Origin of the sequence: Pseudonocardia sp. (assembly GCF_050250275.1) — a bacterium.
Taxonomy (GTDB): Bacteria; Actinomycetota; Actinomycetes; order Mycobacteriales; family Pseudonocardiaceae; genus Pseudonocardia.
On sequence record NZ_JBFWOY010000030.1, the window covers coordinates 84533 to 96823 of the forward strand.

General features: G+C 73.8%; 10 protein-coding genes. All 10 read left to right on the plus strand.

Features of this window, described 5'->3' with window-relative positions; genetic code table 11:
- Positions 1-139 precede the first annotated feature (139 nt).
- Entirely contained in the window at positions 140-1201 is a 1062-nt protein-coding gene (locus tag AB7F12_RS24230; protein ID WP_428501298.1) for a zinc-dependent alcohol dehydrogenase, read from the plus strand.
- Positions 1202-1224: 23 nt separating this feature from the next.
- Complete coding sequence (locus AB7F12_RS24235) at positions 1225-2019, plus strand: SDR family NAD(P)-dependent oxidoreductase (RefSeq protein WP_428501299.1); 795 nt, start codon at positions 1225-1227, stop codon at positions 2017-2019.
- Positions 2020-2314: 295 nt separating this feature from the next.
- A complete protein-coding gene (locus AB7F12_RS24240; RefSeq protein WP_428501300.1) occupies positions 2315-3673 on the plus strand; it encodes an MFS transporter in 1359 nt (452 codons plus the stop codon).
- Between the two features lie 114 nt (positions 3674-3787).
- Complete coding sequence (locus AB7F12_RS24245; RefSeq protein ID WP_428501301.1) at positions 3788-4573, plus strand: alpha/beta fold hydrolase; 786 nt, start codon at positions 3788-3790, stop codon at positions 4571-4573.
- Positions 4570-5331 (plus strand): SDR family NAD(P)-dependent oxidoreductase, encoded by a 762-nt coding sequence (locus AB7F12_RS24250; RefSeq protein WP_428501302.1) that lies wholly within the window; start codon positions 4570-4572, stop codon positions 5329-5331. The genes AB7F12_RS24245 and AB7F12_RS24250 overlap by 4 nt, the downstream gene beginning before the upstream one ends.
- A 33-nt stretch (positions 5332-5364) precedes the next feature.
- Positions 5365-6615, plus strand: coding sequence for an LLM class flavin-dependent oxidoreductase (locus AB7F12_RS24255; protein ID WP_428501303.1), 1251 nt, complete (start codon positions 5365-5367; stop codon positions 6613-6615).
- A gap of 134 nt (positions 6616-6749) precedes the next feature.
- Positions 6750-8732 (plus strand): helix-turn-helix domain-containing protein, encoded by a 1983-nt coding sequence (locus tag AB7F12_RS24260; RefSeq protein WP_428516877.1) that lies wholly within the window; start codon positions 6750-6752, stop codon positions 8730-8732.
- 11 nt (positions 8733-8743) lie between these two features.
- A complete protein-coding gene (locus AB7F12_RS24265; protein WP_428516879.1) occupies positions 8744-10579 on the plus strand; it encodes a helix-turn-helix domain-containing protein in 1836 nt (611 codons plus the stop codon).
- Positions 10580-10646: 67 nt separating this feature from the next.
- On the plus strand, positions 10647-11498 hold the full coding sequence (locus tag AB7F12_RS24270; protein ID WP_428516881.1) for an LLM class flavin-dependent oxidoreductase: 852 nt from the start codon (positions 10647-10649) through the stop codon (positions 11496-11498).
- Positions 11499-11590: 92 nt separating this feature from the next.
- Entirely contained in the window at positions 11591-12202 is a 612-nt protein-coding gene (locus AB7F12_RS24275) for a TetR/AcrR family transcriptional regulator (protein WP_428516883.1), read from the plus strand.
- Positions 12203-12291 lie beyond the last annotated feature (89 nt).

A 12291-nucleotide genomic window follows, 5' to 3' on the forward strand; every position in this document is an offset into this window, starting at 1 on the left:
CGCGAGCGGGTTTCGTGGAGACGTTCACATCGCGCCGCGCACGGTCCGGTTCCTACCATCGGAGCGTCCCGCCGCCGGCCCACCGCGCCCGGCAGCCCCGATCCCCCACCGACGACGACGTCGAGGAGTGGTGCCACCCATGAGGACCACGATGAGATCCGCGCGCTGGCAGGGGATCGGTTCGGTCGGTCTCGTCGAGACCCCACCACCGCAGGCCGGTCCGCTCGACGTCGTGCTCGACGTCGGGGCCTGCGGCATCTGCGGGTCCGACGTGCACGCGTTCGCCGAGGGCGCCTGGATCTCCGCGGGCGACCCGATGGGCCACGAGTTCGCCGGCACGGTGAGCGCCGTCGGCGACCGGGTGTCGGCGTTCGTCGTCGGCGACCGGGTGGCGGTCAACCCGATGGGGCCGTGCGGGTCGTGCGCGCAGTGCACGGGCGGCTCGTCGAACCTGTGCGCGAACCCGGCGCACAGCTCGTTCGGCGGGCTGGGCGACCAGGTGCTCGTCGCGCGCGCCGAGTCCGGGGCGCGGCTGTTCCGGCTGCCCGACACGATGTCGTTCGAGGAGGGCGCGTTCCTGGAGCCGCTGTCGGTGGCGGTGCGGGCGGTGCGGTGCGCCGACCCCGATCCGGGGTCACCGATCGTCGTGGCGGGGCTGGGGTCGATCGAGCAGTGCGTCGTGCGGGTGCTGCGCGCCCTCGGTGCCACCGACGTCGTCGGCATCGACGTGTCGGCGCCGCGGCTGCGGGTCGCCGCGTCGACCGGCATCGACGTGCTCGACGCCCGCGACGGGGACGTCACCGCCGCGGTCCTCGCCCGGTGGGGCACCTCGGGCTCGCCCTACCAGCCGGGCAGCGGCAACGTCGCCACCTTCTTCGAGTGTTCGGGCGCGCAGCCGATGATCACCACGGCGACGGCGGTGACCCGGGCGGGCGGCACCGTCGCGCTGACCGGGCTGTCGGGCCACCGCCCCGCCGTCGACCTCGACACGGTCGTGCAGAAGGAGCTGCGGCTGCGCGGCACCTTCGCCTACACCGGCGACGACGCGACGGAGGCGTTCCGGCTCCTCCTCGACGGCGAGGTCGACGTGGCCCCGCTGGTCACGCACCGGATCCCGCTGTCGCGGGTCGCCGAGGCCTTCGCCGCCCAGCACGCCACCGACGGCTCGGTGAAGGTCGTCGTCCTGCCCGACCGTCCCTGAACCCCACAACGACAGGAGCCCGTATGGGAGCGCTCGACGGAAAGGTCGCCGTGATCACCGGTGGGGCCCGCGGCATCGGCCGCGCCACCGCCGTCCGGTTCGCGGCCGAGGGGGCCGACGTCGTCATCGGCGACCTCGCGCCCGGCGACGACGCGGTCGCCGAGGTCGAGAAGGCCGGTGGCCGCGGGGTGTACCTGCGCACCGACACCACCAGCGAGCAGGACTGCGAGGCACTCGTCGCCGCCGCGGTCGAGACGTTCGGCCGCGTCGACGTCGGCGTCGCCTCGGCCGGCATCGCGACCGCCGCGGGGCCGAGCAACGTCCAGACCCGCACCGCCGACGCGGCGAACGCGACCCACGTGGTCAACCTGGCCACGGAGACGTTCCAGCGGGTCCTCGACGTCAACGTCCTCGGGGTGATGCAGACCGACCGGGCGCTGGCCCGGCGGATGGTCGCGCAGGGCAGCGGCTCGATCGTCAACATCGCCTCCAGCGCGGCACGGATCCCGCTGGCCGGTGCGGCACCCTACTGCGTGTCCAAGGCGGGTGTCTGGATGCTCACCAAGGTGCTCGGCCTGGAGCTGGCCACGACCGGGGTCCGGGTCAACGCGGTGGGCCCCGGCTACACCGCCACCCCGATGATCGACGGGATCGAGGATCAGCCGGCGGCGTTCGCGGCGGCGATGAGCATCACCCCGATGAACCGGCTCGGGCGGCCCGAGGAGATCGCCGCGGCGTGCCTGTTCCTGGCCACGGACGAATCGTCGTTCATGACCGGGCAGATGCTGCACCCGGCGGGTGGCCAGTTCACGGGCTGACCCCGCCGCCCCGATGTGCATCCGACCATCCGGCGCCGGACCGGCCTGGTCGTCCTTCCGTTGTGACCGGGTGCGAGCGCGGCCACAGTGAACCGGTCAGCACGTCACGAACCCACCCCTCGTGAACCAGGGCGCCGCGATCGCGGGCGCTCGTCGGTCCCTCTCGGGACGCACCACCCCGGACGACAACCGGCGGGCCCCTGCACGGGCCCGCCGGGTCGTGGGCGCCCCCGCCCGCCGTGTCCGGGCCGATCCGCGCCGGCACCGTCGCCGGCCGACCGGAGGTCATCCATCCATGTCGATCGCTGTGACCGCCTCCCCGCGGCTGTTCGCGGGCAAGCGCGGCCTGATGCTCGCGAGCATCCTCTTCCTCAACTTCGTCGTCTGGCTCGACAGCGCGAAGTTCAGCCTGCTCAACCCGTTCTGGTCGGTGGACCTGCACCTGACGACGGCCCAGATCTCCAGCGTCACCGCGAGCTACCTGCTGGGCTACTTCCCGCTGCTGCTGCTCGCCGGGATCCTGGCCGACCGCATCGGCGCGAAGCTGATGCTCGTCATCTGCATCGTCGGTGTGACCGTGCTGTCGGCGACGATGGCGTTCGTCCAGACCTACGAGGAGATGTGGTGGCGGAACTTCCTGTTCGGCATCTTCTTCGGGTTCCTCTGGGCGCCGTCGCAACGACTGCTGTCGGTGTGGTTCCCCGGCGCGCTCAACGCACGGGCGACGTCGACGTGGATGAGCTCGTGCCTGGTCGCGGGTGTGATCGCACCGGCGATCGCACTGCCGTTGGCCAACCACCTGTCGTGGCGTGACGCGTTCCTGATCGTCGCCGCGCTGGGCGTCCCGGCGTTCGTGCTGCTCCTGCTGTTCACGTCGAACAAACCGGAGAAGCTGCGCGGGATCGGGGCTGCTGAGGTCGCGGCCATCCAGGAGGAGCACCGCGGCGCGACCGTCCGTGAGAAGCTCACGTTCCGCGAGCTCGGGCAGGCCCTGCGCAACCGCAGCGTGCTGACGATGATCATCGCGACGGCGTTCGCCACCACCCCGACCTGGCTGTCCGGGCCGTGGCTGCCGTACGGCCTGATCACCCTCGACAAGGTCAACCCCGACACCGTCGCCTGGGTCACCCCGCTGATCGCGCTCGTTCCCGTCCTGTTCGGACTGGTCAACGGCTCGCTCGTCGCGAAGTACTTCGGTGGGCGCACCCGGCCGTGGCTCGTGGCCGGCCCCGCGTGCGGCGCGGTCGGCTTCCTGATGGGCGTGCTGCTCGACAACTCGACCTGGGTGCTGTGGGGCTTCTTCATCGGCGCGTTCGCGTTCCTGTGCGACCCGATGTTCTGGGGCACCGTCAACAGCTACTGGTCGGGCATCGCCCGCCCCGAGGTGACGGGCACCCTCAACGGCGCGTCCGCGGCCATGCAGGTCGCCGTCGGCTGGATCATCACGAGCCAGAGCGGGAAGTGGATCGACACCGCCGCCGAGGGACGCTCCCAGCTCAACACCGTCTGGATCGTCGGCGCGGTCATCTTCGCCCTCGCGATCATCCCGGTGCTGCTGTCGCGGGAGGTACGCGTCGACCAGGCCGTCGCGGCGCCGGCCGAACCCGCCGCCGCGCCGGCCACGGCCGCCGGGGAGCTGGACGTCCGTACATGAGAACCGGGGCAGGGGTGGACGCCGTCCCATTGTCCGCCCCTGCCCCGCAGACACACACTCGCAGCACGGCGACGACGACCCCGGTCGTCGTGGCCGTGCCGGAAGGAGGACCGCGTGACCACCCTCGAGATCCCGCACGTCGGAACGTTCGACGTCGACGTCTGGGAGCAGGGCAGCGGCGAACCGCTGCTCTACCTGCACGGATACGAGCGCCACCCCGGCGGGGCGGGGTTCCTGACCCGGCTCGCCGCCGACCGCCGCGTCCTCGCCCCCGAGCAGCCGGGCTGGGGCCGGTCCACCGGCTTCGAGGCCTTCGTCGACGTCCACGACGTGGCGCTGTTCCACCGCGAGCTCGTCGGGTCCTGGGGCCTCGACCGCATCGACGTCGTCGGGCACTCCCTCGGCGGCATGTTCGCCGCGGAGCTGGCGGTGCTCGCGCCGCAGCTGGTCCGCCGGCTCGTGCTCGTCGACGCGTTCGGGCTCTGGCTCGACGACGAGCCCGCACTCGACCCGTTCGGCCCCGCCGACGAGGTCGCCGCCGCCAAGTGGCACGGCGAACCCCCGGAGCGGGAGCCGACGAACTTCGTGCCCGACCCGGCCGACCCGCACGGCGCGAGCCTGTTCAGCGCCCGCAACCTCGGCTCGGCCACCAAGTTCATGTGGCCCATCGCCGACCGCGGGCTGCGCAGGCGGCTGCCGCTGGTCGACGCGCCGACCCTCGTCGTGCACGGCGCCTCCGACGGGCTGTTGCCCGTCTCCTACGCCCGCGAGTTCACGCGGCTGATCCCCGACGCCCGGCTCACGGTGCTGCCGGAGGCCGGCCACTACCCGCAGGTCGAGCAGGAGGACGCGTTCGTGTCGGTCGTCGGTGAGTTCCTGGCCGCGGGGAGCGTGTCGTGAGCGGGCGTGTGGAGGGCAAGCTCGCGCTGGTCACGGGCGGCGCGGCGGGCATCGGCCGGGAGACCGCCCGGACCCTTGCCCGTGAGGGCGCCGAGGTCGTCGTCGCCGACATCGACCTCGACCGCGCGAAGCAGGCCGCGGACGAGATCGGCGACGCCGCGTCGGCGCTGCACTTCGACGCCACCGACGCCGACTCCATCGCGGCGCTCGTCACCGAGGTGATGGGCCGCCACGGCCGCATCGACGTCGTCCACAACAACGCCGCGCTCGTCGGCCCGGACGCCTGGTTCACCGACGGCACCGTCGTCGACACCTCGATCGAGATGTGGGACCGCGCCTTCGCCACGAACGTCCGCAGCATCTTCGTCATGTGCAAGAACGTGTTGCCGCACATGGTCGCCGCGGGCCGCGGCTCGATCGTCAACCTGGCCTCGGTCGCCGGGCTGCGCGGCTCCTCCGCGCTCACCGCGTACGGGTCGTCGAAGGCCGCGGTGATCGGGCTGACCCGCTACGTCGCCGCCCAGCACGGCCGCCAGGGCGTGCGCGCCAACGCGATCGCCCCCGGCGTCATCCGGACCCAGCAGCTGCTCGACGCGGTGCCCGACCTGCCCGCCCAGGCCCTCGCGGGCGTCGCGTCACCGCGCGTGGGCGAGCCGTCCGACATCGCCAACATGGTCCTCTTCCTGGCCTCGGACGACGCGGAGTTCGTCAACGGCGAGGTCTACCGCGTCGACGGCGGCGCGATGACGGCCGGCTGACGCCCCCATTCTTCGAGAGCAGGAGCCCGACAAGTGAAGTTCCACTGGTTCGCCCAGCAGTACTACACGAAGCTTCCCGCCGATTTCGGCGACACCGTCCGCAGCTCGTGGGTGACGCCGCCGGTCTCGGTGGCCGACCCGCAGCAGGTCGGTGAGGACTACCACCTCTACCTGCGGCTGATGCAGCAGGCCGACACCCTCGGGTGGGACTCGTTGCTGCTCAACGAGCACCACCAGACGACGCTGGCGATGACGCCGTCACCTAACCTGATCGCCGCCGCACTCGCTGCGACCACCGAGAACGCCGCGATCGCGTTGTGCGGCAACTCGCTGGCCCTCTACAACCCGCCCGTGCGGGTCGCGGAGGAGATCGCGATGCTCGACTGCCTGTCCGGCGGGCGGATCATCGCGGGCATCGTGTTCGGCACCCCGATGGACACCGCGTTCTCCTACGGGGTGCCGCCGATCGAGCTGCGCGAGCGGTTCCACGAGGCCCGGGACCTGATCGTGCGGGCCTGGGAGGCGACCGAGCCGTTCGCGTTCAACGGCAAGTACACCCAGCTGCGCTACGTCAACACCTGGCCGCGCCCGATCCAGGAGGAGCTGCCCGTCTGGATCCCCGGGTCGGGCAGCCCCGAGACGTGGGACGTCGTCAACGCGCTCGACTACTGCTACGGCTACCTGTCGTTCTCGGGCAAGCAGAGCGCGGCGCCGATCGTCGGCGGGTTCTGGGACTACACCGAGAGCCAGAACGCGAACATGAACCCGAACCGGATGGCGTTCACCCAGATCATCTGCTGCGCCGACTCCGAGAAGGAGGCCGAGGCGCAGTACGCCGACGCCGTGAAGTACTTCTACCGGCAGAACCCGACCGGACTGGAGTTCGCGACCCCGCCCGGCTACAACACGCTGCCCTCGATCCGCGCCAACCTGGAGCGGGCCCGCACGCAGTCGGCCGAGGAGCGGCTGAAGGCGGCGCGGGGTGAGCTGTCGTTCTGGGAGTACGACGAGCTCGGCTACATCATCGCCGGCACCCCGGAACGGGTGGAGCAGCGCGTCCGGGAGCTCGCCACCGAACTGCGCATCGGCCAGCTCATCACGTGCATGCACGTCGGAGACCTGCCCGAGGACGTCGCCCGGCGCAACAACGAGCTGTTCGGGCAGGAGGTCATCCCCAAGCTGCGCGACGTGTGGGGCGAGGAGGAGGACCGCTGGACGCCGAAGGTCAGCCAGGAGCGCGTCGCCGCGAAGTTCGGCACGGGCGCCGGGCTGCCCGCGGCCTGACCGGACCGCCCGCGGGGTCCCGCCGGGACGCCGCCTGATCGGCCGCTGCCCCCCGGCCGGACCGTCCGCCTAGCGTGATCGGCGGCGGTCCGGTCCCGGCAACGGCCGGCTGACACACCCACGGAGGTGACGCGATGCCCGACCAGACCGGGGACACCGCTGCCGCGGCGACCGGGCGAAGCGGCCCCCGCCCCCCCGAGACCGCCGAGGAGCTGGCGGCGCGGCTGCTGCGCCTGCTCGCCACGGAGGCGCCCGCCGTCGAGTTCGAGGCGCTCGCCGCCGTCGTCGAGGCCAGCCCGCCCGGCCCGCGTCGCGACGAGATGTTCCTCGCCCTCGGCAGCGCCGGACGCGTCCGCGACCTGCTCGCCCACCGCCGTCGCCGGGAACGCGCGGCCCTCGCCCTGGTGGAGTCGGCGCGCGACCTCGCCTCCCTGCACGACGTCGACGAGGTCCTCGAAGCCCTCGTGCGCCGCACCCGCCAGCTGCTGCGGACCGACGCCACCTACCTCGCGCTGCGCGACCCCGACCTCGGCGACGTGTACATGCGGATCACGCTCGGCACCCTGACCAGGGCGATCGAGACGATCCGGCAGCCCGTGGGCAGCGGGATCGGCGGGCGCGTCGTCGCCACCGGCGTGCCGTTCGCGACCGCCGACTACCTCGCCGACCCCCGCCTGCGCCGCGACCCCGACGTCACCGACGCCGTCGTCGAGGACGGCATCGTCAGCATCGCCGGGGCGCCCGTGCGGCGCGGCGACGAGGTGATCGGGGTGCTGTTCGTCGCCAACCGGTACTCGCGTGCGTTCGACAGCGCCGAGATGGACCTGCTGTGCTCGCTGGCCGACCACGCGTCGATCGTCATCGGCAACGCCGAGCTGTTCCAACGGGCCGAGCGGACCGCGGCCGAGCTGCGCGCGGCCAACGACGAGCTGGCCGAGCGCCAGCGGGCCCTCGAACGCGCGGGTGCCGCGCACGAGCAGCTGATGCCGCTCGCGCTGCGCCGCGCCGACCTCGGTGAGCTCGTCGACACCGTCGCGACGATGCTCTCCGGCACGGTCGCCGCCATCGGCACCGACGGGTCCGTGCTGGTCACCAGCGGTGACGGAGACCTGCCGTCACCGGTGCCGCAACCGCGCGACGACGCCCACGCCGCCCTGCCCGGTGGTGTCCCGACCTGCTGGACCGTCCCCGTCCGCGCCGGGGACACGTCGTTCGGGCACCTCGTCCTGGTCACCGATGAGGTGCCGTCGGACGCCGACGTCCGCACCTTCGAGCGGGCCGCGCAGACCGCGGCGCTGATGTTGCTGCTCGACCAGCAGGTCGGCGCCGCCGAACACCAGGTCCGCGGGGAGCTGCTGGAGGACCTGCTCGCCGAGCGCGAACCCGACTGGGCGGCGCTGACCCGGCGCATCCGCAGCTCCGGGGCGCTCGACCTGCGTGTCGCGCACACCGTCGTCGTCGCCACCGCGACGGGCGTGACCCGGGCCGCGCTGCTGCGGGCCGCGACCACGCACGTCGGGGTGCGCGGGGGCCTGGCCGCCGAGCACGGCGGCCGTGTCGTCATGGTCCTGCCCCGCCCCGACCCCGATGCGGTGGCCCGCACGATCGCCGTCGACCTGGGACGGCTGACCGGTGGGCTCGTCACCGCGGGTGTCGCCGGGCCCGCCGACACCGCCGCCGACCTCCGCACCCGCCACCGGGAGGCGCAGCGCACCCTGCGGCTGCTCGTCGCGCTGGGCCGCGACGGCGAGGGCGCCTGCCCCACCGACCTCGGGATGCTCGGCGTCATCCTCGACGGCACCACACAGCACCAGATCCGCGCGCTGCTCGCCCGCACGGTGGAACCGCTGCGCCGCTACGACATCGACCACAACGCGCTGCTGCTCGACACCCTCGACGCCTACTTCGCCACCGGGCAGAACCCGCGCGCCGCGGCGCGGCGGCTGCAGGTCCACCCCAACACCGTCTACCAGCGTCTCGACCGCATCGACCAGGTACTCGGGCACCGGCGCTGGCGCGAGACCCAGGGCGGGGTGACGATGCAGCTCGGGTTGCAGCTGCACCGGCTGACCACCCAGATCCCGCTCGAAGAGCTCGTCCCGGCGCCCGGGACGTGAGGGAGGCGCGGATGGCCGTCACCACCGAGCAGGCCACCGGCCCGCTCGCGGCGGTGCTGCGGATGCTCGCCGACGAGGCCCCGGCGTCCGAGATCGCGGCCGCACTGCAGCTCCTGGCCGGGGCGGGAGCGGCCGGGGCGCGCGCCGTCGCCGACGCCACGCGGGTCCGCGAGCTGCTCGACCGCACCGCCCGCCGCGAGCACGAGGGCCAGGCGCTCTACGAGACGGCCGAGGACCTCACGTCGCTGCGCCCCGGCGACGAGGTGCTCGCCGCCATCGTCGACCGCGCCCGCACCCTGCTGGGCTGCGACTCCAGCTACATCGCACTCGTCGACCCCGACACCGGCGACGCCTTCATGCGCGTCACCGCGGGTACCCGCACCGAGGCGCTGCAATGTGTGCGCCAGGCACCCGGGTTCGGCGTCGGCGGCTACGTCATCCAGACCGGCAGGCCGCTGGCCACCTCGGACTACCTCAACGACCCGCGGATCCACCACGATCCCGACGTCGCCTCCGCCGTCGCGGCCGACGACGTCGTCAGCATCGCCGGGGTCCCGATGACCGCGGGCGGCACCGTCATCGGAGCCCTGTTCGCCGCCGACCGGCACCGGCGCACCTTCGACCAGGACGAGATCGCCCTGCTCGCGTCCCTGGCCGCACACGCCGCGATCGTCATCGAGAACGCGCGGCTGTTCGAGCGGGTCCAGGCCGACTCCGCCGGCCTACGGGCCGCGGGTGCCCGGCTGCGCGCGCATCGGGAGAGCCTCGAACGCGCCGGGCGCGCCCACGAGCAGCTGATGCCGATGGCGCTGCGCCAGGCCGGCCTCGACGAGTTCGCGACGACCGTCGCCGGGCTCCTGGACGCCCACGTCACGCTCGTCGCCGGGGACGGCGCCGTCCTCGCCGACGCGCCCGGGACGTCGCCGGGCGGACCGGTGTGCGAGGTCGCCGTGCAGGCCGGACCGGAGACGTTCGGCGTGCTGCGGGTACAGCGCGCAACCACCCTCGACGAGGGCGACGCCCGCATCCTCGAACGGGCCGCGCAGACCGCCGCGCTGCTGCTGCTGACGCGGCGGCGCACCGACGCCGTGGCCCGCGAGCAGCTCGCCGCGCTCGTCACCGACCTCGTCACCGGCGCCGACCCCGCGGTGCTCGGCCGCCGCGCCGCCCGCCTCGGTGTCCTGGCCGCCGACCGCCCGCACTGCGTGGTCGTCGCGACCTGCGACGCCGTCCCCCGCCGGACGCTGCTCACGGCCGCCGCCGACCTCGCCGAGGCCTGCGGCGGGATCGCGGGTGAGCACGCCGGGCTCGCCGTCCTGGTCGTCCCCGCCGCCGACCCGGGCACCGCCGCCCGCCACGTCGCCGGCGCACTCACCGCGGCCACGGGGGAACCCGTGACCGCCGGTGCCGACGGGCCCCGCAGCGGCGCCGGGTGCCTGCGCGACGTGCCCGAGCTGCACCCCGCTGCCGCCCGCTGCGCACGGCTGCTCGCGGCGCTGGGCCGCTGCGGGCAGGGCGCCGCCGTCGACGAGCTGGGGGTACTCGGCTCGCTGCTGGAGGACGTCGCGCCCGGCCGGGTCACCGCGCTGATCGACCGGTGCGTCGGCGCCCTCCTCGACTACGACCGCGAGCACGCCACCCCCCTCGTCGCGACCATGCGGGCCTACTTCGCCCACGACCGCAACCCGCCGGCGACGGCGCGCGAGCTCGGCGTGCACGTCAACACCGTCTACCAGCGCATCGCCCGGATCGACGCCGTGCTCGGCGACGACGGCTGGCGCTCGGCCGAGGGGGGCCTCCAGACGCAGGTCGTTCTCGGGTTCCTCGACCTGCTCGGCGGTCGCTGACCGGACCCGCCGCCGGCGCGCACCCCGGGTCGCCCACTCTGTGTGGCGGGTGCGCTACGTTCCGCGCATGCGGCTCGGGTACCTCACGCACGTCACCGGGCCCGCCGGCCCCGCAGCCGTCTACCGCGACACCGTCGCCGCGGCCGTCGCCGCCGAGGACCACGGCTTCGACACCTTCTGGGTCGCCCAGCACCACGCCGACGAGACCCGCGGACTGCTGCCGTCCCCGCTGGTGCTGCTCGCCGCAGCCGCCACCGCGACATCGCGCATCCACCTGGGCACCGGCGTCGTCGCCGCGCCGCTGGAGGACCCGATGCGCCTCGCCGAGGACGCAGCCGTGGTCGACGCCCTCAGCGGGGGCCGCCTCGAGCTGGGTGTCGGCGCGGGTGCCGACGCCGCGGCCTCGGCCGCCTTCGGGCGCGACCCCGCCGACCGGCACGACGACACCGTCGCGCTCGTCGACACCCTGCGCACCATCCTGCGCGGTCCCCGCCTCGTCCCCGCCGCACCCGGGATCGCCGACCGGCTCTGGTGGGCGACAGGGTCCACAGTGGCCGTCGACGCCGCCGCCGCCCGGGGCATGGGGCTGATCACGGGGCGACCCGCCGACGTCCCCGGCTCCCCCGTCGCCGCCGACCTCGCCCGCTACTGGTCCCGCGCCGTCGGCGCGCCCCGGGTCGCGGTCTCACGCATCGTGTCCGCGGGCGAACCCGCCGCCGACGTCGTCGCACGGCTGCGTCGCGATCCCGCACTCGGCTGGGCCACCGAGCTCGTCGTGCAGACCCGGCCCGGCGGGGCCGGTCTCGCGACGCACGTCGCGACCATGCGCGCCGTCGCCGAGTTCGTCGCACCGGCGCTCCGGGCACGCCCCACGGACCACCGACCGGCGCCGACGGCGACGGCGTGGCGCAGACCCTGAGCCGTACGCGAACGGACGATCGGCGAGGCCCCGTCCGAAGGAGAGTCGTTAGGCCTTTCCCGACGCATCTGTCGTGGCCGTACGATGCAGGCGTGGAGCGGGTGCTGACGGCCAAAGGGGCGGCGACGCGGCAGCGCATCCTCGAGGGTGCGGCCGAGCTCCTCCGGCGCAACGGCACCGCGGGGGTGAGCCTCGACCTGATCTGCAAGGACACCGGGTCGAGCAAGAGCCAGCTGTTCCACTACTTCCCCGACGGCCGCGCCGAACTGTTCGCGGCCATCGCGCGTTTCGAGGCCGACCGGGTCATCTCCGACCAGCAACCGCACATCCAGGATCTGTCCACTGCGGAGTCCTGGCGGGCCTGGCGGGCCGCGGTGATCGCGCGCTACGTCGAGATCGGCCGGTACTGCCCGGTCAACGCGCTCGTCGTCGAGCTGTCCCGGACGGGCCCGGTCGTCGAGGGCATCGTCGTCGACATGCAGACGCGCTGGCACACGCTGATGACGCAGGCGGTGGTCCGGCTGCAGGCCACCGGCGGGGGCTGCCGCGACGTCGCACCCGAGGCGGCCGCGTCGGTCGTGCTGGCCGCGGTGCAGGGCGGGGCGTCGATCTACCAGGCGACGGGCGACTTCGTGCACCTCGAGCGCGCACTCGACGGTGTCCTCGCTGAACCGTCCTGGGTGGTGGAGAGGCTCCTGATCTAGCAAGGAGACTGGAGCTGTGGGAGCACCTCGGAAGTTCGATGAGGAGACCCGTGCCCGCGCGGTCCGCCTCTACCAGGACCGTCTGCGTG

Excerpts from the sequence above, each read along its gene's own strand:
- AB7F12_RS24230 (WP_428501298.1), top strand. The coding sequence starts at position 140 with ATGAGGACCACGATGAGATCCGCGCGCTGGCAGGGGATCGGTTCGGTC.
- AB7F12_RS24235 (WP_428501299.1), top strand. The coding sequence starts at position 1,225 with ATGGGAGCGCTCGACGGAAAGGTCGCCGTGATCACCGGTGGGGCCCGC.
- AB7F12_RS24240 (WP_428501300.1), top strand. The coding sequence starts at position 2,315 with ATGTCGATCGCTGTGACCGCCTCCCCGCGGCTGTTCGCGGGCAAGCGC.
- AB7F12_RS24260 (WP_428516877.1), top strand. The coding sequence starts at position 6,750 with ATGCCCGACCAGACCGGGGACACCGCTGCCGCGGCGACCGGGCGAAGC.
- AB7F12_RS24265 (WP_428516879.1), top strand. The coding sequence starts at position 8,744 with ATGGCCGTCACCACCGAGCAGGCCACCGGCCCGCTCGCGGCGGTGCTG.
- AB7F12_RS24270 (WP_428516881.1), top strand. The coding sequence starts at position 10,647 with ATGCGGCTCGGGTACCTCACGCACGTCACCGGGCCCGCCGGCCCCGCA.